General features: G+C 68.2%; 18 protein-coding genes. 7 read left to right on the forward strand and 11 right to left on the reverse strand.

Features of this window, described 5'->3' with window-relative positions:
* Position 1: 1 nt before the first annotated feature.
* The 6 genes from yidC to U9R90_RS17465 all read left to right on the forward strand — a co-directional run bounded on the left by yidC (position 2) and on the right by U9R90_RS17465 (position 6,096).
* A complete protein-coding gene (gene yidC, locus U9R90_RS17440; protein ID WP_411057371.1) occupies positions 2-1,324 on the forward strand; it encodes a membrane protein insertase YidC in 1,323 nt (440 codons plus the stop codon).
* 15 nt (positions 1,325-1,339) lie between these two features.
* Positions 1,340-1,855 carry a protein jag gene (locus U9R90_RS17445; protein ID WP_411057372.1) on the forward strand — a complete coding sequence of 172 codons (516 nt, stop codon included), beginning with the start codon at positions 1,340-1,342 and terminating at the stop codon, positions 1,853-1,855.
* A 98-nt stretch (positions 1,856-1,953) separates the two neighbouring features.
* Positions 1,954-2,670, forward strand: coding sequence for a 16S rRNA (guanine(527)-N(7))-methyltransferase RsmG (rsmG, locus tag U9R90_RS17450; protein ID WP_411057373.1), 717 nt, complete (start codon positions 1,954-1,956; stop codon positions 2,668-2,670).
* 333 nt (positions 2,671-3,003) lie between these two features.
* Complete coding sequence (locus U9R90_RS17455) at positions 3,004-4,080, forward strand: ParA family protein (RefSeq protein WP_411057771.1); 1,077 nt, start codon at positions 3,004-3,006, stop codon at positions 4,078-4,080.
* Entirely contained in the window at positions 4,077-5,174 is a 1,098-nt protein-coding gene (locus tag U9R90_RS17460; RefSeq protein ID WP_411057374.1) for a ParB/RepB/Spo0J family partition protein, read from the forward strand. Before U9R90_RS17455 ends, U9R90_RS17460 begins: the two co-directional genes overlap by 4 nt.
* Before the next feature lie 304 nt (positions 5,175-5,478).
* Positions 5,479-6,096 carry a GNAT family N-acetyltransferase gene (locus U9R90_RS17465; RefSeq protein ID WP_411057375.1) on the forward strand — a complete coding sequence of 206 codons (618 nt, stop codon included), beginning with the start codon at positions 5,479-5,481 and terminating at the stop codon, positions 6,094-6,096.
* Between the two features lie 106 nt (positions 6,097-6,202).
* Here U9R90_RS17465 and trxA read toward each other — a convergent pair whose 3' ends face one another.
* The 7 genes from trxA to U9R90_RS17500 form a co-directional block, all read right to left on the reverse strand.
* On the reverse strand, positions 6,203-6,535 hold the full coding sequence (gene trxA, locus U9R90_RS17470) for a thioredoxin (RefSeq protein WP_411057376.1): 333 nt from the start codon (positions 6,533-6,535) through the stop codon (positions 6,203-6,205).
* 44 nt (positions 6,536-6,579) lie between these two features.
* A complete protein-coding gene (trxB, locus tag U9R90_RS17475) occupies positions 6,580-7,542 on the reverse strand; it encodes a thioredoxin-disulfide reductase (protein WP_411057377.1) in 963 nt (320 codons plus the stop codon).
* Between the two features lie 105 nt (positions 7,543-7,647).
* Complete coding sequence (locus U9R90_RS17480) at positions 7,648-8,628, reverse strand: hypothetical protein (protein WP_411057378.1); 981 nt, start codon at positions 8,626-8,628, stop codon at positions 7,648-7,650.
* The gene (gene sigM / locus U9R90_RS17485; protein WP_411057379.1) at positions 8,625-9,365 is read right to left on the reverse strand and encodes an RNA polymerase sigma factor SigM; all 741 of its coding nucleotides are present in this window, start codon (positions 9,363-9,365) and stop codon (positions 8,625-8,627) included. Before sigM ends, U9R90_RS17480 begins: the two co-directional genes overlap by 4 nt.
* A gap of 27 nt (positions 9,366-9,392) precedes the next feature.
* The gene (locus U9R90_RS17490) at positions 9,393-11,126 is read right to left on the reverse strand and encodes a protein kinase family protein (protein ID WP_411057380.1); all 1,734 of its coding nucleotides are present in this window, start codon (positions 11,124-11,126) and stop codon (positions 9,393-9,395) included.
* Between the two features lie 130 nt (positions 11,127-11,256).
* On the reverse strand, positions 11,257-13,416 hold the full coding sequence (gene murJ / locus U9R90_RS17495; protein ID WP_411057381.1) for a murein biosynthesis integral membrane protein MurJ: 2,160 nt from the start codon (positions 13,414-13,416) through the stop codon (positions 11,257-11,259).
* 48 nt (positions 13,417-13,464) lie between these two features.
* The gene (locus U9R90_RS17500; RefSeq protein ID WP_411057382.1) at positions 13,465-15,759 is read right to left on the reverse strand and encodes a DUF6049 family protein; all 2,295 of its coding nucleotides are present in this window, start codon (positions 15,757-15,759) and stop codon (positions 13,465-13,467) included.
* A gap of 164 nt (positions 15,760-15,923) precedes the next feature.
* Between U9R90_RS17500 and U9R90_RS17505 the strand changes: the two genes are divergently transcribed.
* Positions 15,924-17,366, forward strand: coding sequence for a CCA tRNA nucleotidyltransferase (locus U9R90_RS17505; protein ID WP_411057383.1), 1,443 nt, complete (start codon positions 15,924-15,926; stop codon positions 17,364-17,366).
* Positions 17,367-17,536: 170 nt separating this feature from the next.
* On the opposite strand, the gene U9R90_RS17510 is transcribed toward U9R90_RS17505, so the two are convergent.
* From U9R90_RS17510 to U9R90_RS17525, 4 genes are all read right to left on the reverse strand, one after another.
* Complete coding sequence (locus U9R90_RS17510) at positions 17,537-17,995, reverse strand: hypothetical protein (protein ID WP_411057384.1); 459 nt, start codon at positions 17,993-17,995, stop codon at positions 17,537-17,539.
* A gap of 111 nt (positions 17,996-18,106) precedes the next feature.
* On the reverse strand, positions 18,107-19,363 hold the full coding sequence (locus U9R90_RS17515; protein ID WP_411057385.1) for an MFS transporter: 1,257 nt from the start codon (positions 19,361-19,363) through the stop codon (positions 18,107-18,109).
* 75 nt (positions 19,364-19,438) lie between these two features.
* On the reverse strand, positions 19,439-20,521 hold the full coding sequence (locus tag U9R90_RS17520) for an inositol-3-phosphate synthase (protein ID WP_411057386.1): 1,083 nt from the start codon (positions 20,519-20,521) through the stop codon (positions 19,439-19,441).
* Positions 20,522-20,573: 52 nt separating this feature from the next.
* Positions 20,574-21,254: a helix-turn-helix transcriptional regulator gene (locus U9R90_RS17525; RefSeq protein ID WP_411057387.1), complete on the reverse strand. Its 681-nt coding sequence runs from the start codon at positions 21,252-21,254 to the stop codon at positions 20,574-20,576.
* Between the last annotated feature and the right edge of the window lie 95 nt (positions 21,255-21,349).

The following is a 21,349-nucleotide window of genomic DNA, read 5'->3' on the forward strand; positions in this document are numbered from 1 at the left end:
AGTGGACACGATTGCCAGTCTCTTCAGCTTTATCACCACACCCGTCTCCTGGATCATCGTCCAGTTCCACACGCTGTACGGCGCGATCTTCGGCGCCGACACGGGCTGGGCCTGGGGACTGTCCATCGTGTCGCTGGTGATCCTGATCCGGATCTGTCTGATCCCGCTCTTTGTGAAGCAGATCAAGGCGACCCGGGGCATGCAGACGCTCCAGCCTGAGATGAAGAAGATCCAGGAGCGCTACAAGAACGACAAGCAGCGTCAGTCCGAAGAGATGATGAAGCTGTACAAGGAGACGGGCACCAACCCGCTCTCCTCGTGTCTTCCCATCCTGGCGCAGTCGCCGTTCTTCTTCGCCCTGTACCACGTGCTGAACAGCATCGCCACGGGCAAGGAGATCGGCGCCATTGACGGGCCGCTCCTCGAAAGCGCCCGTAGCGCCCACATCTTCGGCGCCCCGCTGGCCGCGAAGTTCATGGACACCCAGGCCAAGCTCGACGGTCTCGACGCTTCTCTGCTCGATGTGCGCATCGTCACCGCGGTCATGATCGCGCTGATGTCGTTCTCGCAGTTCTACACGCAGCGTCAGCTGATGACGAAGAACGTCGACACCACGGTGAAGACGCCGTTCATGCAGCAGCAGAAGATGCTGATGTACGTCTTCCCGGTCATCTTCGCCGTCTTCGGCATCAACTTCCCCGTCGGTGTCCTCGTCTACTGGCTGACCACCAACGTCTGGACCATGGGTCAGCAGATGTACGTCATCCGCCAGAACCCCACCCCGGGCAGCAAGGCGCAGGGCGCGTTCCTGGAGCGGCTGGGCGAGAAGCTCGTACGGCACGAGGGCGGCAGGCTGAGCCGCGGCCAGCGCAACAACGTCAAGGCGATCGTCGCCAAGGGCCGTGACCGCAACGACAACGAGCGGAAGTTCATCACCACGCTGAGCAAGGCGGGGCTCGCGGCCCAGGCCGACGGGTATGTGGTGAAGAGCGAGACGCCCGAGCCCGAAGCCGAGGGCGACGGCTCGACCGGTGGCACTCCCAAGCGCCAGCAGCCCAAGCGCCAGAGCAAGTCCCGGCGCCACTCCGGCGGCGCCCAGTCCGGCGGTCAGCCTGGCGGTCAGTCCGGCGCCCAGTCTGGCGGTCAGTCTGGCGCCAAGAGCGGGTCGGAGAAGACCTCGCTGGAGAAGTCGGGAGACAAGCCGCAGGACGCCAAGCCCGAGGGTGAGCCGGCGGGCGGCAAGTCGGCCTCCGGTTCCGCACGCCAAGCCAAGTCCGGACAGCGCAAGGGCCAGCAGCGGCCCAAGCACCCGTCCAAGAAGTAAGAAGGAGTCCATCCCGTGACGGAAGGCACCACCACCTCGGCAGCCGCCGAGGCCGGCGACACCCTGACCAGCCTTGAGCAGGAGGGTGAGATCGCGGCGGACTACCTTGAGGGTCTGCTGGACATCGCCGACCTGGACGGCGACATCGACATGGACGTCGAGGCAGACCGGGCAGCTGTCTCGATCATCAGCGACTCGGGCGGTCGTGACCTGCAGAAGCTGGTCGGACGCGACGGCGAGGTGCTTGAGGCGCTTCAGGAGCTCACGCGGCTCGCGGTGCACCGCGAGACCGGTGACCGCAGCCGACTGATGCTGGACATCGCCGGCTACCGCGCCAAGAAGCGCCAGGAACTCTCCGAGCTGGGTGCCAAGGCCGCGGCCGAGGTGAAGAGCTCCGGTGAGCCGATGAAGCTCAAGCCGATGACGCCCTTCGAGCGCAAGGTCGTGCACGACGCGATCAAGAGCGCGGGCCTGCGCAGCGAGTCCGAGGGCGAGGAGCCGCAGCGCTTCGTCGTCGTGCTCCCCGCCTGATCGACAGGTACTCTTCCCGGCCCCGTCTGTCCGCAGGCGGGGCCGGTCTTTGTCAGCCTGATAGCCAGCACTCAGTGCGGTACGGAAGGACGGTCCCCGTGACGGAGGCAGTAGAGCTCCCCCCGGCGCCGGAACAGGCCCGAGCGGTATTCGGTGAGCGCTTCGCGGACGCGGTCCGGTACGCGGAGCTGCTGGCCGACGCGGGAGTCAGGCGTGGCCTGATCGGCCCTCGTGAGGTCCCTCGGCTCTGGGAGCGGCATCTGCTGAACTGCGCGGTGCTCTCCGAGGTCGTGCCCGAGGGCGTGACGGTGTGCGATGTCGGCTCCGGGGCCGGGCTGCCCGGCATTCCGCTGGCGCTGGTCCGCCCCGACCTGAAGATCACCCTCCTTGAGCCGCTGCTCAGGCGGACCACCTTCCTCACCGAAGTGGTCGAGCTGCTCGGCCTGGACCATGTGACGGTCGTCCGCGGCCGTGCCGAGGAGGTCCTGGGCACGCTGACGCCGGTCCATGTGGTCACCGCACGAGCCGTGGCTCCGCTGGACCGGCTCGCGGGGTGGGGTGTGCCGCTGCTGCGCCCGTACGGGGAGATGCTGGCACTCAAGGGCGACACGGCCGAAGAAGAGGTCAAGGCGGCTGCCGCCGCGCTGAGCAAGCTGGGCGCCGTGGAGACCTCCGTGCTGCATGTCGGTGAGGGCGTTGTGGACCCGCTCTCGACCGTGGTGCGGGTCGAGGTCGGGGAGAGCCCTGGCGGCGTGCGCTTCGCGGCCAAGCGGGCCAAGGCGGCCCGAGCCGGGCGGGCACGCCGACGCCGCTGAATCGACGCAGTTGAACTGGGCCGCTGAAATGGGCTGGTGAGCTGGGCTGGTGAATCGGGCTGGTGAATCGGGGGCGCTGATCCGTCCTGATGACCAGCCGTAGGCCACACAAGCTGTCAAACGTATGCATTCCGGAGTGTCGTACGGCTGTGGCCGCGACGGCTATGCATCGTGTTTCACGTGAAACGTCGCTCACTGCTGCAAGGGATCATCAGCCGCGGTCGCGCAGCGGCCCCGCGTGATCGCACATCCCCCACGAGGGGGACAGAGTTGTCCACAGAGGCGGATTCGTCCACAGAAGACCGGGCCTCGCTGGTTCACGACCCCGAAGACATGGGAGGCTCTGTTCATTGCGAGCCTGAAGTCGAGGAGGGCGAACCCTTGCGGTCCGACGCCAACATCGCGGGGCCGATGACCGATCCGGTCCCCGGTCCCCGTACCGAATCGGCGGGGGAGGATGTTTCACGTGAAACACCGACCCCGATGGATGACACCCCTATCGGTCGCGCTGCCCAACTGGCGGTACAGGCGCTAGGCCGCGCCGGTGAGGGTCTGCCACGACCCGAGCAGACCCGGATCATGGTGGTCGCCAACCAGAAGGGCGGGGTCGGCAAGACCACGACCACGGTCAATCTGGCTGCTTCCCTGGCGCTGCACGGTGCGCGCGTCCTGGTGGTCGACCTTGACCCCCAGGGCAATGCCTCCACGGCGCTGGGGATCGACCATCACGCCGAGGTCCCTTCGATCTACGACGTGCTGGTGGAGAGTAGGCCGCTCGCCGAGGTCGTCCAGCCGGTCCCCGATGTCGAGGGGCTGTTCTGTGCGCCCGCCACCATCGATCTCGCGGGTGCGGAGATCGAGCTGGTGTCTCTGGTCGCGCGAGAGAGCAGGCTGCAGCGCGCCATCCAGGCCTATGACCAGCCCCTCGACTACATCCTGATCGACTGCCCGCCCTCCCTGGGGCTCCTCACCGTCAACGCGCTGGTCGCGGGTGCCGAGGTACTGATCCCCATCCAGTGCGAGTACTACGCGCTGGAGGGCCTTGGGCAGCTGCTGCGCAATGTCGACCTGGTACGCGGGCACCTCAACCCTGCGCTGCATGTGTCCACCATCCTGCTGACCATGTACGACGGCCGGACCCGGCTGGCCTCGCAGGTGGCGGACGAGGTGCGGAGTCACTTCGGCGAAGAGGTCCTGCGGACGAGCATTCCCCGCTCGGTGCGTATCTCGGAGGCTCCCAGCTACGGGCAGACCGTACTGACCTACGATCCCGGGTCCAGTGGTGCGCTCTCGTACTTCGAGGCGGCGCGTGAAATGGCGCTGCGCGGGGTCGGTGTGCGCTACGACGCACAGCACGCCCCGGCAGTGCCCCAGAACGATCAGCGGAACATGGCGGAGGGCATTCAGTGAGCGAGCGACGTAGAGGGCTGGGGCGTGGACTCGGTGCGCTGATTCCCGCGGCCCCGACCGGAGAGAAGCCCGCGGTGGGCGGTGCGACAACCTCTCCGACAGCGGTGCCGGTGCTTACCGCGGAGCGTGGTGTGGCGGCCGCGAAGGTGGCCAACCTCGGGCCGGGAACCGTTTCACGTGAAACGGATGAGCCGACAGGGGAGGCCGCCGCGCCGGGCGAGGCGATGGCGAGCCCTGCCGGGGCACACTTCGCCGAACTGCCTTTGGACTTCATCACCCCCAACCCGCGGCAGCCGCGCGAGGTCTTCGACGAGGACGCGCTGGCCGAACTCATCACCTCCATCAAGGAGGTGGGGCTGCTCCAACCTGTCGTCGTGCGACAGCTGGGAGCCTCCCGGTATGAGCTCATCATGGGCGAACGCCGCTGGCGGGCGTGCCGGGAAGCGGGCCTGGAGCGCATCCCCGCGATCGTGCGGGCCACGGACGACGACAAGCTCCTCCTGGACGCCCTGCTGGAGAACCTGCACCGCGCTCAGCTGAACCCTCTCGAAGAAGCCGCGGCATACGATCAGTTGCTGAAGGACTTCAGCTGCACCCACGACCAGCTGGCAGACCGGATCGGCCGTTCCCGCCCGCAGGTCTCCAACACCCTGCGACTGCTGAAGCTGTCTCCGGCGGTCCAGCGAAGGGTCGCCGCCGGGGTGCTGTCGGCCGGACATGCGCGGGCTCTGCTCTCCGTCGAGGACTCGGAGGAGCAGGAGCGTCTCGCACACCGCATCGTTGCCGAAGGGCTTTCGGTGCGGGCGGTCGAGGAGATCGTGACCTTGATGGGGTCGCGTCCGGGGAGCCCCCCGAAGAGCAAGGGGCCCCGCGCTGGCACGCGGGTGTCACCGGCTCTGACCGATCTGGCCTCTCGTCTCTCGGACCGTTTCGAGACCCGAGTGAAGGTGGACCTGGGGCAGAAGAAGGGAAAGATCGTCGTCGAGTTCGCCTCGATGGATGATCTGGAGCGCATTCTGGACAGCCTGGCACCCGGTGAGGGTCCGGTCCTGGACAAGGGTCTCGCCGCGGACGACGCGGACCAGGAGAGCTGAGCCGCGAACGGCGTGGAGAGCGGGTTGTGTCCGGTGTGTGCCGGAAAACAGCCCGCTCTTTGCTTTCTGGCGGTATCGAGGGAATCGCATGGTGGATACGATGCGTTCGGGTATGGCGCATCCACCTGACGGCACCTCAGGAGAGGGAGGCGGGGGCCATGCGATCGGTGAGCCGCACCGGGTTGGTGACTGCGGGTCTGGGACTGGGGGCGGTCGGGGGATTCGTCGGCAGCCTGATCAGGGAACGGGGCGCGCTGGCCGCCGCCCGCGGTGCGGCGGGCGAAGGAAGTGAGGAATCGCCTTTATGGGGCGTCGGCTCGTACCGCTCACGCTGGACAACCTCCCGGACCTTCCCCAGCGCTGCCGTGCGTGCGTCTTCTGGGAACTGGACCCGGTCAGCGGGGAGGCCGCGATAAAGGCGGGTACCCGGGAGCTGGAGAAGGAAGCCTGGATCTCCGCGGTGCTGCTGGACTGGGGGTCGTGCGGCCGGGTCGTCTATGTCGATGAGGTCCCGGTCGGCTATGTGCTGTACGCGCCTCCGGCGTATGTGCCGCGCTCCCTCGCCTTTCCCACCAGCCCGGTCGCTCCGGACGCGGTGCAGCTGATGACGGCGTGGATCGACCCGGAGTATCAGGGGCAGGGGCTGGGCCGCGTGATGGTGCAGACCGTCGCGAAGGATCTGCTGCGTCGAGGCTTCAAGGCGATGGAGGCCTTCGGCGACGCCCGCTGGAAGGAACCGGCGTGTGTGCTGCCCGCCGACCATCTGTTGGCGGTGGGCTTTAAGACGGTCCGCCCGCATCCGGTCTATCCGCGGCTGCGGCTTGAGCTGCGTACGGCGCTCTCCTGGAAGGAGGACGTCGAGCTGGCGATCGACCGGTTGCTGGGAGCGGTGCAGAAGGAACCGGTGCCGCGGCCCCTCTAGTGGGCGGCGGCCAAGGGACGCACGCACGGGAAACGGGCCTGACCCTCAGTGGGGTCAGGCCCGTTTCACGTGAAACAACGCATCCGCTCCCTGCGGAGCATGGTGCTTACTTGGCGCCGATGAAGCCGTCGAGGTCCTTGACGATCGCGGCCTTCGGCTTGGCACCGACGATCGTCTTGGCGACCTCGCCACCCTGGTAGACGTTCAGGGTCGGGATGGACATGACGCCGTACTTCGCGGCGATGCCGGGGTTCTCATCGATGTTGAGCTTGGCGACGATGATCTCGTCGTGCTCGGCCGCGATGGCCTCCAGCGAGGGCGCGATCTGGCGGCACGGTCCGCACCAGGCGGCCCAGAAGTCGACGAGCACGGGCTTGTCGCTCTTCAGGACCAGCTCGTCGAAGTTGGCGTCCGTCACGGTGATCGTGGCACCGGCCATGGCTTTCTCCTTCATGAATTAACGGGATCAGGGGGAGCGGGGGGTCAGGCAGTGGCTGCGGCAGCGGTCTCGCTGTCGGCCAGGGCAGCGAGGAATCGCTCGGCGTCCAGGGCGGCGGAGCAGCCGGTGCCGGCCGCGGTGACGGCCTGCCGGTAGGTGTGGTCGACGACGTCGCCTGCGCCGAAGACACCTGTCAGGTTCGTCCGGGTCGAGGGAGCGTCGACCTGGAGGTAGCCCTCGTCGTCCAGCTCGAGCTGGCCCTTGAAGAGCTCCGTACGCGGGTCGTGCCCGACTGCGATGAACAGACCGGTGACCGCCAGCTCGGAGGTCTCGCTCGTCTTGGTGTTGCGGAGGGTCAGCCCTGTGAGCTTCTGCTCACCGTGGATCGTAGCGACCTCACTGTCCCAGGCGAACTTGATCTTCGGGTCGGCGAAGGCGCGGTCCTGCATCGCTTTGGACGCGCGCAGGCTGTCGCGGCGGTGAATGATCGTCACGGACTTGGCGAAGCGGGAGAGGAAGGTGGCCTCCTCCATAGCGGTGTCACCGCCGCCGACCACAGCGATGTCCTGGTCCTTGAAGAAGAACCCGTCGCAGGTCGCGCACCAGGAGACACCGCGTCCGGAGAGCGCGTCCTCGTTGGGCAGGCCGAGCTTGCGGTGCTGCGAGCCGGTGGTGACGATCACGGACTTGGCACGGTGGACGGTGCCCGCAGTGTCGGTGACGATCTTGATGTCACCGGTCAGGTCGACCGTGACGACATCGTCGGGGATCAGCTCGGCGCCGAACCGCTCCGCCTGGGCACGCATGTTGTCCATGAGCTCGGGGCCCATCACGCCGTCCTGGAAACCGGGGAAGTTCTCCACGTCGGTGGTGTTCATCAGCGCACCGCCGGCGGTCACGGCACCCTCGAACACCAGCGGCTTCAGCGACGCGCGCGCGGTGTACAGCGCCGCCGTGTAGCCGGCCGGCCCGGAGCCGATGATGATCACGTTACGGACGTCGCTCACGGGTTGATTCCTCGTCTCTGCGGACTGCCTACTGCCTCGGGAGAGCCCCTCTCAGGACTCTCACCCCACCCAACGGATACTACGGGGCGTGCATTCCCGGAGCTGTCAGCGGCGAGGGTAGGAGCGAGTCAGCAGTACTTCGCCCTTGACGGAGGAGTCCCGCTCGGCACAGGAAGCGTCGACGACATAGGCCGAGACACGTGAGCCGTCGGACGCATGAGGCAGCACGACGAGGTAGGCCTTGGTGCCCTCGTAGGTGCCTCGCTTCGCCGCGAGCGGAGGGGCCGCACTGTCGATACCGCGCTCGACGCACTCCGGCACCTCGGGCCCGGACTCCCGCATCGGCGAGTTCGGGGTGCGGGCACCAGGCTCGGTGGCGAGACCGGATGTGGTGGAGGGAGCGGAGTCTGCTTCCCGGTTGATCTCCGTGGCGAGCAGAGCCGACACCTGATCACTCAGATCGTTTCCGGAGAAGGTATCTGCTCCTGATGCCGACTCCGCCTGTTTCGACGCCCGGGCGCTGGCGCTGTCCCGCGCGTCACTGCCCTCGCCGGGCTGGATCAGCAGCGCGCCCAGGCCGATGGCCGCCACGGTAGCGACAGCGCCGAGTACGGCGGTGGCCACGGTGCGGCGGCGTCGGCGCGGCCCGGAGCTCTGCCGACCGGGGCCGGTGGCGGCTCGCGGGCGTCCCGTGGGCCGGTTCGGCGGGCCGTCCGAGGAAGTGTCAGTCGATGCCGCACGGGGTGGAGCGGTCGGTGTTTCACGTGAAACACGGAGCGCGGTCTTCTGGGTGCTCCGTGTGCTGTCCGGCGCTGTGGCCTCTGGCGCGGTGGCATCCAGCAGCGCCTCCGCGGCCAGGGCGGCGTCGATGCGGCCGGCGATCTCGGCGGGCATCCGGGGCGGGCCGGGAAGCGTACCGAGCAGGCCGCGGATCTCCTCCAGCGAACTGTGGACATCAGCACACAGTGCGCAGCCGTCGAGATGGTGACGTACATCGACGGCACGGGACGGGGAGAGCAGATCCTCGGTGAGGTCGGAGAGTTCCGATACCTCGGGGTGCTCGGCCGCGTCGGGCGTGGATGTCACGCTCGCCCACCTCCGCCCTTCACGGCAGTTGAATCGCTTGGTCCGGTGTCCTGTGGCCCGGTATCGCGTGGGCCTGCTGCGGGTGGGACGGACGTCCCCTGCGTCCGGTTCCTTCCCGTGCCGGATCTGCTTACGCCAGTACTGCCCCGGTTGCTCTCCCCGCCGTCCGGACGCAGGTGGCGGAGGAGGGGCAGCAGCCGGGCTCTGCCGCGAGCACAGCGGCTTTTCACCGTGCCGGTGGGCACGTCGAGTACACGGGCGGCCTCGGCCACGGGGTAGCCCTGCATGTCCACCAGCACGAGGGCGGCCCGCTGGTCGGCGGGCAGGGTGCTCAGCGCCTCGATCAGCTCACGGTGCAGATCGTGACGCTCAGCCGGGGCAGAGGCCGACTCATGCGGTTCCAGGAGCTGCTCCAGGCGCTCCGGGTCGTCGACCGGCGAGGTCTTCCGTGAGGCGGCCTTACGGGCCCGGTCAAGACAGGCGTTGACGGTGATCCGGTGCAGCCAGGTGGTGACGGCGGACTGCCCACGGAAGGTATGGGCGGCCCGGTACGCGGAGACGAGCGCGTCCTGCACCGCGTCCGCGGCCTCTTCCCGGTCTCCCAGGGTGCGTAGCGCCACCGCCCACAGGCGGTCGCGGTGGCGCCGTACCAGCTCGCCGAAGGCGTCCGGGTCTCCGGCGACGTGGTCGGCCAGGAGGTCCTGGTCGCTTCTCTCGCCGTTTCTGGCGTCGTCCACCGCCGCGCCCCTCCCCCAGTGCGCCGATCAGCCCTTGAGCTTCACGTCCGTGATGGCCTGCTTGTATCCCGCACCGCTGTACTGGTCCTTGGGCGAACGCGGCACCTCAGTGAGCCAGACCAGCACATAGCGGGTGGCGACCACGTCCTTGGCGTTGACCTTCACGGTGGTCGCGGAGGTCGTGCCGGTCCCGATCGCCTTCATCGACGTCACCGCCGCTGCCGGCGACAGCGAGTCCACGGCGTAGAGCGAGACGGTGGTGCGGTCCCCGCCGTAGCGGAGCGCTATCGACGCGGCCGAGACGTCCTGTTCGGAGCCGAGGTCGTAGACGATACCGACCCCCTGCTTGTAGGGCGCCAGCTTGGGGCCGTCCACGAAGCTCTTGGTGCGCCAGTACGTGTTGCCGTCGGAGTCGTAGGTCTTGTCGACGTTCCCGGGGTTCTGCGCGGAGCCGTCCGGGGCGTACTCCTGGGCGCCCTTGATGGTGAGCGGCTGAGGGCTGTCGTCGCCCTTGCCCTCGCCGTCACCGGGCTTGTCGTTCTCGGCCTCGTTCGGCTGCGTGCTGGTGCCGGGGTCGTCGCCGGGCTTGTCGCGGTCCATGAGGGCGTCTGCCAGCTGCCAGCTGCCCAGGCCGAGGGCAGCGATGAGCAGGGCGGACACGGCCCACTTCAGAGCCTTGCCCGTACGGCCCTGGAGCGGGGCGGGAGGCACCGGCTGGGTCATTTCCGCGGAGGTCGGCTGCCGCCGGTAGGTGCCCTGCTGGTACGTGGTGCGCTGGTACTCGGGCGGGGCCGTGAAGGCGGGTTCCGGGCGGCGGATTCGGGGCATCTCCCCGACGGCCCTGGCCAGCTCCTCGGGGGTGGTGCACGGCGGCTCCTGCCGGGAGGCGGTGGCGCCGTCATTGGCCAGCGCGCGCATGGCAAGCTCGGACAGTCCTCGGTGGACCCCCGCACGCACCTGGTCGGGGGCGATCAGGCCGATGTCCTTGGGGAGCCCGGCCATGCCGTACGCATCGTCCTGATAGGGCCAGCGCTGGGTCAGTGAGGCGTACAGCAGCGCGCCGATCGCCTCGGTGTCGGTGCGCTGCGGTGTGTCGGAGCTGATGCCGCGCAGGGCGGCGTTCACGGCCAGGCCACGGATGCGGTACTGGCCCGACGAGGTGCGCAGTACGGCGCTTGGGGTGAGTCGCAGATGGGCCAGACCTTCGCGGTGCGCGGCCGCCATGGCCTGCGAGACCTGGCTGACGAGCTGATACGCGTCGTGCGCCTCAAGCGGTCCTGAGGCGAGCACGGAAGTCAGTTCGGTGGCGTCCGGCAGCCACTCGTGCACCACGTAGACCAGGTCGTTCTCCTCGACGGCGTCGAGGACCTGGACAAAGCGGGGATCGCCGAGCAGGGCGGACGAGCGGGCCGCGGAGAGCACCGAGCGGGCGCGCGGGTGGTCGGCGGGCAGCAGATGGACGCCGACGGCGCGGCGGAGCTTCTCGTCTACCGCGCGCCAGCTGCTGAATCCGTCCAGACGGGTGACGCACTCTTCGAGCCGATAGCGTCTGGCGAGCTTGTGCCCGCTGTGCAGCTCGGGCGGTTGTACCTGTGGCCTGCCCGTTTCCGTGCCGCCATCGGCCTGCTGATCCCCTTGGCCCGTTGCCGTGTCCCGGCTCTGGGGCGCCCCGTCGGCCGTGGGCTGGTCCGCTTTGGCGGTCATTGACTCACCATTGCTCCCTGCTGCCACGTCGACGGCAGCCGTGCTCCGTTCCGCCACCGTCGTTCCTGCCTCCCCATCCGTTGCGCTCTGTACGACGCCAAAGCCAATTGTGCCCACACTCTGCCGGTCTGCACGACACGCGGAGGCCGGTGATGGTTGCACTGGCTCAGCCGGACTGCCGCTCTGTTCAGCGGCCGAGACGTCCGCGGACCATTCCGACCAAGGCGTTCATCTCCTCGATCCGCATCCGCCGCGCGGCGACGAAGAAGACACCGAGCAGCACGATTCCTCCACCGATCAGCGCGGCGAGAGAGCCGAGGACCCCCTGGCCGAGCCCCTGGGTGATCGCGTACGCGACACCGCCGGCGAGGAGCGCTGCGGGGACCGAGGCGATGCCCAGCCGGGCGTACGTACGCAGGACATGAGCGCCGTCCAGGTTGCCGTCCAGCCGCTTGCGCAGCCGCCGCCAGGCGACCCCCACGCCGATCGCGTAGGCGAGACCGTAGGACGCGGCCATACCGGCCACGGCCCAGCGGGCCGGGAGCAGGTAGAAGCAGAGCACGGCGGCCGCGGCGTTCACCGCGGCCACGATGACCGTGTTGTAGAAGGGCGTGCGGGTGTCTTCGTACGCGTAGAAGGCACGCAGCACGACGTACTGCACGGAGTACGGGATCAGGCCGAGGCTGAAGGCCATCAGCATGAAGCCCATGTTCGTGGCGCTGTCGGCCCCCGAGCCGCCGAAGATCAGGGTGCACATCGGGATACCGAGTGCGATGAACCCGAAGGAGATCGGGACGATGGCGACGGCCGTGTTGCGCAGTCCCTGCGAGATGTCGTCGCGGACGGCGCCGGTGTCACCATCGTGGGCCGAGCGCGACAGCCGGGGCAGCAGGGCGGCCATCAGCGAGACGGTGATGATGGCCTGTGGCAGACCCCAGATGAGCTGGGCGTTGGCGTAGGCGGCGAAGCCGGTGCCCTTGACGTCGGAGTTGATGCCCGCAGCGGTGGACAGCTGAGTGACGAAGAGGACGCCCGCCTGGTTGGCCAGGACGAACAGCACGGTCCACTTGGCGAGCTTCGCGGCCTTGCCGAGGCCGTGGCCCTTCCAGTCGAAGCGCAGCCGGATCTTGAACCCGGACTCCCGCAGATACGGGATCATCGCCAGGCCCTGCACGACGATGCCGAGCAGGATGCCGATGCCGAGCAGCTGTTTGGCCTCCGGCGGCAGGGTCCCGGCCGTCAGGTTCGAGCTCTCGACGGTGCCGTACACCCAGATGAACGTGCCCAGGGTGAAGATGATGACGATGTTGTTGAGGACCGGGGTCCACATCATCGGGCCGAACGATCCGCGGGCGTTGAGGATCTGCCCCATCACCACATGGACGCCCATGAAGAAGATGGAGGGCAGGAAGTAGCGGACGAAGGTGACTGCGACCTCATTGGCCGCGGCGTCGTTCGCCACCGGCACGGACAGCATGCGGACGAGCAGCGGCGCCGCGAACATCGCCGCCACTGTGAGCGCGCCGAGCACCACCATGACGACCGTCAGCAGCCGGTTGGCATAGGCCTGACCGCCGTCGCCGTCTTCCTTCATGGCGCGTACGAGCTGCGGTACGAAGACCGAGTTCAGACCGCCGCCGACGGTCAGGATGTAGATCATCGTCGGTAGCTGGTAGGCGACCTGGAAGCTGTCACCCAGGAGGCCGAGACCCAGCGCCGCGACGATCAGCGCGGAGCGGATGAAGCCGGTGAGGCGGGAGACCATCGTGCCCGCCGCCATCACCGCGCTGGACTTCAGCAGGCTGGAGGCGCGGCCGCCCGAGCTCTTCGAGGCGGGCGGCGGCGGTGGCGGGGACGGTGCGGGAACCACCGGGGGCTCACTGGGCGGGCGGGTGCCGTTGCCCTGCTGGTCCCGGAAGAGATGCGCGAACGCGTCCGGCTCGTGGCGCTCCTCGCTGGCCTGGGTGACCAGGTCGTCCACGCCGACGAACTGCGTCGTGCGGGCGTCGTCGCCGTACGGCAGGTGGCGGGATGGGCCGTCGGGCTCGGGCGGCGGGGTCTGGGCCCACAGGCGCGGGTCGGGCGCGTGCGGTGGCGCGGGTGGCTGGCCGTACGTCGGCCGGGGCTCCGCATAGGTGCCCGGGGGCGGAGGCGGGTGCGAGGCGCGGTCGTAGAGGGCCTCGGCCACCGGGTCCTGGGCGGCGAGGTCCTGGGCGCGGTACGGGTCCTGGTCGTAGGCGTCCTGGACGTACATATCCGGGGCGGGCTGCTGCGGCGGGACCTGCTGTCCCGCCGGATCGCCACCGGTCGCGCCCTGGCCGCGGTCACCGTCGTACGGCGCGTTCATGCTTACCCCACCTCATCGGGTCCCACGGCCCACCGGCCATGTCGTCGCTCAACGGTCCACTCTCTCACCCGTGCCGGACGGGTCGGTGTTTTCCGGAGTGGTGTCCGGCGTCGTGTTCCCCTCGTCTCCGTTGTCCCCATCCGCCTCGTCAGCGGCCTCACGGGCCGCCGCGCGCTTGCGCTGGGTGTACATCCGGAATCCGGCGAGGACAAGCAGCAGCACACCGCCCGCGATGACCAGCATGACCGTCAGGGTCACCTCGGTGACATTCACATCGAAGCGGATCTCGGGACCGTAGGGCTCGCCGTCCGCGGTGAAGAGCTGGGCGGTCACCGGCACCGGGCCGTTGGCGTTGGCCGTCGTGGTGAACTTCACCGACTGGCTGTGCTCCCCGGAGACCTTGATCGGCTGCTCGTAGTAGGGGGCACCACTGATCTTGAGACGGTTCGGCTTGGTCGAGGTGAGGCGCAGCGTCAGGTTCTCGACGCCCTGCACCAGGTTGTTCTGCACCGTCACCGGGATGGTCGCGCTGCGGCCGGAGAGCTTCGCCTCCGACTTCTCGATCAGCTTCACCTGCTCGGTGAGCCCGACGAGATAGTCCTGTACGCCCGAGCGGTACCGTCCGGCCTCCTTGGCCCGCCCGCGCCAGGACGTGGACATCTCGCGGTCGATCGCCCGGCCGAAGGGGGTGACCACACGTTCCGGCTTGCTGAGGATGACCTTGAACCTGTCGAGGGTCTTCTTGGTGCGCTGGATGCCGAGGAAGGCGTCCTCCGGCAGCTCCTGCTTGCGCAGGCCGGACGGGTAGGAGCGGGTGCCCGGTACCCGGGTCGTGGCGCGGGGGTCCGGCTTGGCCTTGGCCGCCGAGACCAGGTCCTCGGCTTCGGACCAGTTGCCGTCGTCGAGTGCGCGCAGGGCCCTGGCCATCGTCTGGGCCTGGCTGACGGAAGGCATGCGCTGGGGGGCGACGACGATGCTGCGCTGCTTCTCCGGGTCCTGCAGGTTGATCATCTGGCTCTGGGCGAGGAACTTCTGCACGGCCAGCGCTGAGTTCTCGGCCGTGGTCATATCGCCCTGGAACGCAGTCGACAGCCGGGCGTCGGCGACCACGGCCGTCGTGCCGCCGCCGATCGGCCGGGCGGCCGTGGGCGTGTACTGCAGGCCGCCTCTCTCGCGCAGGCTGTCGCTGCGGGCGATGACGGTGTGGGCGCCCGCCGAGGTGGCGACATCGACGATCGAGGGGTCGACCGCACCATCCACCGGCCAGGCGAAGTCGGTGCTCGGCTTCACGTGCAGCACCGTCTCCATGGTGATCTCGGCCGCGTCGGTGGCGTCCTTGAGATGGCTGAGTGAGCCCGAGACCCGCTTGCCCTGGTGGGCCAGTGAGGCCAGATCGGGGTCGGCGAAGGGCAGCGCCACGACCTGCTTGTCCTGGACGGCCTCTTCGAGGGTGTTCAGCCACCGCTTGGCGACAGCCTGACCCTTCCCCGCGACCGGGGTGTCGTCCGGGCCCATGACCTGGTAGCTCTCCCGCATCGCGTCGACGGAGGCGATCAGGTCCGGGTCGATGACCCAGGTGACGGGAAGATCACGGCCCAGGTTGAGCAGCTGCTCGAGCCGTCCGCCGGGGGAGATCTCCTTGAGCAGGGTGTCGTCCGCGAAGACCGGGGCCTGCTGTTCTCCGGGGCCGCTCTCCGCGGTGAGGTGGGTCTGGGAGATGAGCGGCCAGAGGTAGGTGGTGCTGGTCTTCTCGCTCGCGTCCTTCTGCTGCCACGGCAGGAAGGTCCGCTCGATCCCCAGCACCTGGCCGTACTGCTGGTTTGCCGGCTTTCCGGAGAGTGCGACGCCGAGCTGGTAGACGCCGTCGCTGCCGAGGTCCAGCTCATCGACGGGGATCGAGAGGGAGAACGTGTGCGAGACGCCGGGGGCGAGCTTGTCGAACTTCTCGGCGTACTTGCCGCCGATCTTCGTCCCGGTGACCTGCTGCGGGGAGTCGCTGTTCTTCGCAGCCTGGTCGATGTCGCTGGGGGCCGTCATGACCGGCCCCACTCGCAGGGCGGCCTCGGCGCCGGTGACGTCCTGCTTGCCCTCGTTGGTGATCCGGCCGGAGATGGTGAGGGTGTCGCCCTCCGAGGGGACGCTGGGGCTGAGCGAGTCCACGGAGACGTCGACGCTGCCATGGGCGGTCGCGGCGACGGCGCCTGCCGCGTGGGCCGACGGGGCGGTCGGTGCCTGCATCAGACCGGCCAGCAAGGGTGCTCCGACGAGCAGTGTCGCCGTGCGCCGCAGCCGTCGGCGGGCAGCTGAGGGAGCCATCCCCTGGAAGTCTGGCGCCTCGGCCACGCGTTCGCCCGTCCCTTGCCGTCAGTGGTCGTCGTGAGTGGTCGCTGTTTTCGCGTCCCCGCATGGTAACGACCCCCGCTCGGGCGAAGTGCCGCGGACTGCTCCACATGACCGCCAGGAAACGAGGAAGCTCGGGCGGTCGCGGGCACGTACCCTTTTCTGTTGTGCCGAACGCCAACGAAGTCAACCCCAGTGCCCTGAGTCAGGTGCAGCGCCGAGCGGTGAGCGAACTGCTACGCGTGTCCCCTGTCGCCGACGATCTTGCCCGCCGCTTCCAGGAGGCCGGGTTCACTCTTGCCCTGGTCGGCGGCTCCGTCAGGGACGCGCTGCTCGGCCGGCTCGGCAACGATCTGGACTTCACGACCGACGCCCGCCCCGAGGACGTACTGAAGATCGTCCGGCCGTGGGCGGACGCGGTGTGGGAGGTCGGGATTGCCTTCGGCACGGTTGGTTGCCAGAAGGACGGCTACTTGCTTGAGGTCACGACGTACCGCTCGGAGGCGTACGACAGGACCTCACGCAAACCCGAGGTGTCGTATGGCGACTCGATCGAGGACGATCTCGTCCGCCGGGACTTCACCGTCAACGCGATGGCTGTGGCACTTCCGGAGAAGCACTTCATCGACCCGCACGGCGGCCTTGGGGATCTTGAAGCGGGCGTGCTGCGGACGCCCAGCACTCCTGAGGAGTCTTTCTCGGACGACCCGCTGCGGATGATGCGGGCCGCGCGGTTCGCCGCGCAGCTCGACTTCGAGCTGGACCCGGGTGTTGTCGCCGCGATGAAGGCGATGGCGGAGCGCATCGAGATCGTCTCGGCCGAGCGGGTCCGCGACGAGCTGAACAAGCTGGTTCTCTCCGCCCACCCGCGTAAGGGCCTCGCTCTGCTCGTCGACACCGGTCTCGCCGACCGGGTGCTGCCGGAGCTTCCGGCGCTGCGCCTGGAGAGCGATGAGCATCACCGGCACAAGGACGTCTACGAGCACTCGTTGACGGTTCTGGAGCAGGCGATCGATCTGGAGGAGGACGGCCCGGATCTCACGCTGCGGCTCGCCGCGCTGCTGCACGACATCGGCAAGCCGAAGACACGACGCTTCGAGAAGGACGGCCGGGTCTCCTTCCACCACCACGAAGTGGTGGGCGCCAAGATGACCAAGAAGCGGATGCTCGCGCTCAAGTACTCCAACGAGCTCGTGAAGGACGTCTCACGCCTCGTCGAACTCCATCTGCGCTTCCACGGCTATGGGACCGGCGAGTGGACGGACTCCGCGGTACGCCGCTACGTCCGTGACGCGGGCCCGCTGCTGACCCGGCTGCACAAGCTCACCCGTTCCGACTGCACGACGCGCAACAAGCGGAAGGCCGGTGCACTGTCACGTGCCTACGACGGCCTGGAAGAGCGCATCGAACGGCTCCAGGAGCAGGAGGAGCTGGACTCCATCCGCCCCGACCTGGACGGCAACGAGATCATGAAGGTGCTCAATGTCGGCCCGGGCCCGGTGATCGGTCAGGCGTACAAGTTCCTGTTGGAGCTTCGCCTGGAGAACGGTCCGATGGAGCGCGACGCGGCGGTCGCCGCGCTCAAGGAGTGGTGGGCGGCACAGAGCTGACCGTGCAGCGGTGGGGGGGGGGGTTGNGAAGGCTCCGACTCCTTCGTCCTCTGCCTGGCGGAGAACAAGTAGGGCCTGGCAAATAAGACCTGGCAAAGACGGAGGGTCCGGTGTGTTTCACGTGAAACACACCGGACCCTCCGTCTTTGCCAGGTCTTATTTGCCAGGCCCTACTTGTTCTCCGCCAGGCAGAGGACGAAGGAGTCGGAGCCTTCCTTCCACGTGAGGGCAGCGGTGGTGCCCTCGACGGACTGACAGGCGAGTGACGCCAGGCTGGAGCCGTCCTTCTTCTCCAGGACCTTGTGGGTTGCCTTCGAGTCGGCGCAGTCGAGCTTCTCGATGGAGGCGTTGCTGTCCGAGCCCGTGTTCTGCAGGCAGTCACCGGCCTTGAGCTTGGTGGCGTCGTCACCACCGAAGAAGTAGGCGCCGGCAGCGACGGCCAGGCCGAGGACGGGAACGACGAATCGCAGGTACTTCTTCACTCCACCGCGAGCAGGAGCGGCCGGGGGCGGAACCGGCGCACCCTGGTTGAAGTACGGGGACTGCTGCGGGCCCCCGGGCTGCTGAGGGTCGCCCTGCGGGGCCTGCTGGTTGAACGGGTTCTGGCCCTGCGGCGGCGGAGTAGTCACTGGGTTCCCCCTGGAACGTAGGTGCGATGGCGCGTAATTGACGCCCGTAAGCTACCGGCCCTCAGGGGCATCATTGAAGCCAGAAGAGGCTCTGTGGCACTGATGTGACACTTACTGCAGGTCAGATCGGGCCATACCGACAGCAATTGCTGCGTAGAGCACCGCGACTGCTACCACCAGCGGAGCCGAGCGTCCGTCAGCGGGCAGTATCAGTGCGGCCACTGCGGCGGCGCTCACGAAGGCGACGTTGAAGAGCACGTCGTAGAGGGAGAAGATCCGGCCACGGAAGCCGTCGTCGATCGCGGACTGCACCGTCGTGTCCGTGGCGATCTTCGCGCCCTGGGTGACGAGCCCGAGGACGAAGGCGGCGATCAGCATCGGGGCCGGGGCGAAGGACAGCCCGAGGGCCGGTTCCAGGACGGCCGCGGCGGCCGCGCACACGGCCATCCACCCGCTGGGCCCGAACCGCCCGACCGCCCAGGGCGTCACCACGGCCGCCGCGAAGAACCCCGCCCCCGAGACCCCGACCGCGAGGCCGAGCAGCGCAAGACCCTCGGACTCGGTGGATGACCAGGCGTACCGACACAGCATCAGCACCATGACCGTCAGCGCGCCGTAGCAGAACCGCATCGCCGTCATGGCCGCGAGCGCCCGGGCCGCGCGGCGGCGCTCCGTGAGGTGCCGCACCCCGGCTGCCAGGCCCTGCGCTGTGGAGGCCACCGCGGTCCACAGCCGGGGTTGCATCAACTCGGGGTCCGGGCCGAGCAGTCCGCGCGGGATGCGCAGCGAGGCGAGCGCCGAGCAGAGGTAGAGCGTCGCCCCGAGCAGTACCACCGCGGTGTTGGAGCCCGAGGCCACCAGTTGCACGGCGAACGCGAGGCCGCCGCCCGCGGTCGCGGCCAGTGTCCCGGCGGTCGGCGACAAGGAGTTGGCCATGACCAGCCGGTCCGGGTCGACCACCCGCGGCAGCGCGGCCGAGAGCCCGGCCAGGACGAAGCGGTTGACGGCCGTGACACACAGGGCCGAGGTGTAGAAGAGCCAGTCCGGCACGTTGCTCAGGATCAGCAGGGCGGTCGCGCCCGCGAGCAGCGCCCGCAGCAGATTCCCGTACAGGAAGACCTGCCGCCGCGGCCAGCGGTCGAGGAGAACGCCCGCGAAGGGGCCGATAAAGGAGTACGGGAGGAGCAGTACGGCCATGGCGGAGGCGATGGCCGTGGGCGAGGTCTGCTTCTCGGGTGAGAAGACGACGTACGTGGCGAGCGCGACCTGGTAGACCCCGTCCGCCGACTGGGACAGCAGCCGGACCGCGAGCAGCCGCCGGAAGTCGCGAAACCGCAGCAGAACGCGCAGATCACGGACGACAGGCATGAGGCAAAGCCTCACACAACGCACGGGCCCCTGGGTGCATTTACCCAGGGGCCCGCGCTCACGAAGTGACGGCGCTTAGCGCTCGACCTCGCCCTTGATGAACTTCTCGACGTTCTCGTAGGCCTCGTCGTCGAAGTACTGGACCGGCGGGGACTTCATGAAGTACGAGGACGCGGAGAGGATCGGGCCGCCGATGCCGCGGTCCTTGGCGATCTTCGCGGCGCGCAGCGCGTCGATGATGACACCCGCGGAGTTCGGCGAGTCCCACACCTCGAGCTTGTACTCCAGGTTCAGCGGGACATCACCGAAGGCGCGGCCCTCAAGGCGGACGTACGCCCACTTGCGGTCGTCCAGCCAGGCCACGTAGTCCGACGGACCGATGTGGACGTTGTTCTCGCCCAGGTCGCGGTCGGGGATCTGCGAGGTGACGGCCTGCGTCTTCGAGATCTTCTTGGACTCGAGGCGGTCGCGCTCGAGCATGTTCTTGAAGTCCATGTTGCCGCCGACGTTCAGCTGCATGGTGCGCTCAAGACGGACACCGCGGTCCTCGAACAGCTTCGCCATGACGCGGTGCGTGATGGTGGCGCCGACCTGCGACTTGATGTCGTCACCGACGATCGGGACGCCCGCCTCGGTGAACTTGTCCGCCCACTCCTTGGTGCCGGCGATGAAGACCGGGAGGGCGTTGACGAAGGCGACCTTGGCGTCGATGGCGCACTGCGCGTAGAACTTGGCGGCGTCCTCGGAGCCGACCGGCAGGTAGCAGACGAGAACGTCGACCTGCTTGTCCTTGAGGACCTGGACGATGTCGACCGGGGTCTCGGCGGACTCCTCGATGGTCTGGCGGTAGTACTTGCCCAGGCCGTCGTGAGTGTGACCACGCTGGACCTGCACGCCGGTGTTCGGGACGTCGCAGATCTTGATGGTGTTGTTCTCGCTCGCGCCGATGGCGTCCGCGAGGTCGAGGCCGACCTTCTTCGCGTCGACATCGAAGGCAGCGACGAACTCGACGTCGCGCACGTGGTAGTCGCCGAACTGGACGTGCATGAGGCCCGGGACCTTGCCGTCCGGGTCGGCGTCCTTGTAGTACTCGACGCCCTGCACCAGCGAGGCGGCGCAGTTGCCCACGCCGACGATGGCTACACGAACCGAACCCATTCCGGTTGCTCCCTGTTTGTTCTCGACGAGGTCCAGCATTGATCGCTGGACCTCACTTGGCGGTGTCGTCGGACGGATCCGGCCGGGTGTTGTCCCGGTGCCGGGGCAGGCCGCCCGCGTCTGCAGATGTGTCCTGCTCAGCAGCGTCCGTGGCGGGGGATTGTCGCTGATCCCGCCCGGTGCGCTCGCTCTCGATGAGCTCGTTCAGCCAGCGCACTTCGCGCTCCACGGACTCCATACCGTGCCGCTGCAGCTCAAGCGTGTAGTCGTCCAGACGCTCCCGGGTCCTGGCCAACGAGGCGCGCATCTTCTCAAGGCGCTCCTCGAGCCGGCTCCTTCGGCCCTCGAGCACCCGCATCCGTACGTCGCGCGACGTCTGTCCGAAGAAGGCGAAGCGCGCGGCGAAGTGCTCGTCCTCGTACGCGTCCGGGCCGGTCTGCGAGAGCAGCTCCTCGAAACGCTCCTTACCTTCCGCCGTCAACCTGTAGACGATCTTGGCGCGGCGGCCGGTGAGGGGCGTGGCGAGGGCTTCGTCTGGTGTGCTGCTCGGTTCCTCGATCAACCAGCCGTTGGCGACCAGTGTCTTGAGGCAGGGGTAGAGCGTCCCGTAGCTGAAGGCGCGGAACACTCCCAGTGATGTATTGAGACGTTTCCGCAGCTCATAGCCGTGCATCGGAGATTCGCGGAGCAGGCCGAGGACAGCGAACTCAAGGATGCCGGAGCGTCTGCTCATCCTTCGCCACCCCTCTGCGTCGGTGTCCCGATGGCCGTTATGCCGTGCTGATGTATCGACTCGATACATCAGCACGATAGAGCCGAGTCACGGTT

The organism is Streptomyces sp. E11-3 (genome assembly GCF_046540415.1).
In the GTDB taxonomy this organism is placed as follows: domain Bacteria; phylum Actinomycetota; class Actinomycetes; order Streptomycetales; family Streptomycetaceae; genus Streptomyces.

Coding starts and splice junctions, on each gene's coding strand:
- U9R90_RS17515 (WP_411057385.1), bottom strand. CDS start 19,363: ATGCCTGTCGTCCGTGATCTGCGCGTTCTGCTGCGGTTTCGCGACTTC.
- murJ (WP_411057381.1), bottom strand. CDS start 13,416: ATGAACGCGCCGTACGACGGTGACCGCGGCCAGGGCGCGACCGGTGGC.
- U9R90_RS17465 (WP_411057375.1), top strand. CDS start 5,479: ATGGGGCGTCGGCTCGTACCGCTCACGCTGGACAACCTCCCGGACCTT.
- trxA (WP_411057376.1), bottom strand. CDS start 6,535: ATGGCCGGTGCCACGATCACCGTGACGGACGCCAACTTCGACGAGCTG.
- U9R90_RS17520 (WP_411057386.1), bottom strand. CDS start 20,521: ATGGGTTCGGTTCGTGTAGCCATCGTCGGCGTGGGCAACTGCGCCGCC.
- U9R90_RS17525 (WP_411057387.1), bottom strand. CDS start 21,254: ATGAGCAGACGCTCCGGCATCCTTGAGTTCGCTGTCCTCGGCCTGCTC.
- U9R90_RS17455 (WP_411057771.1), top strand. CDS start 3,004: ATGGGAGGCTCTGTTCATTGCGAGCCTGAAGTCGAGGAGGGCGAACCC.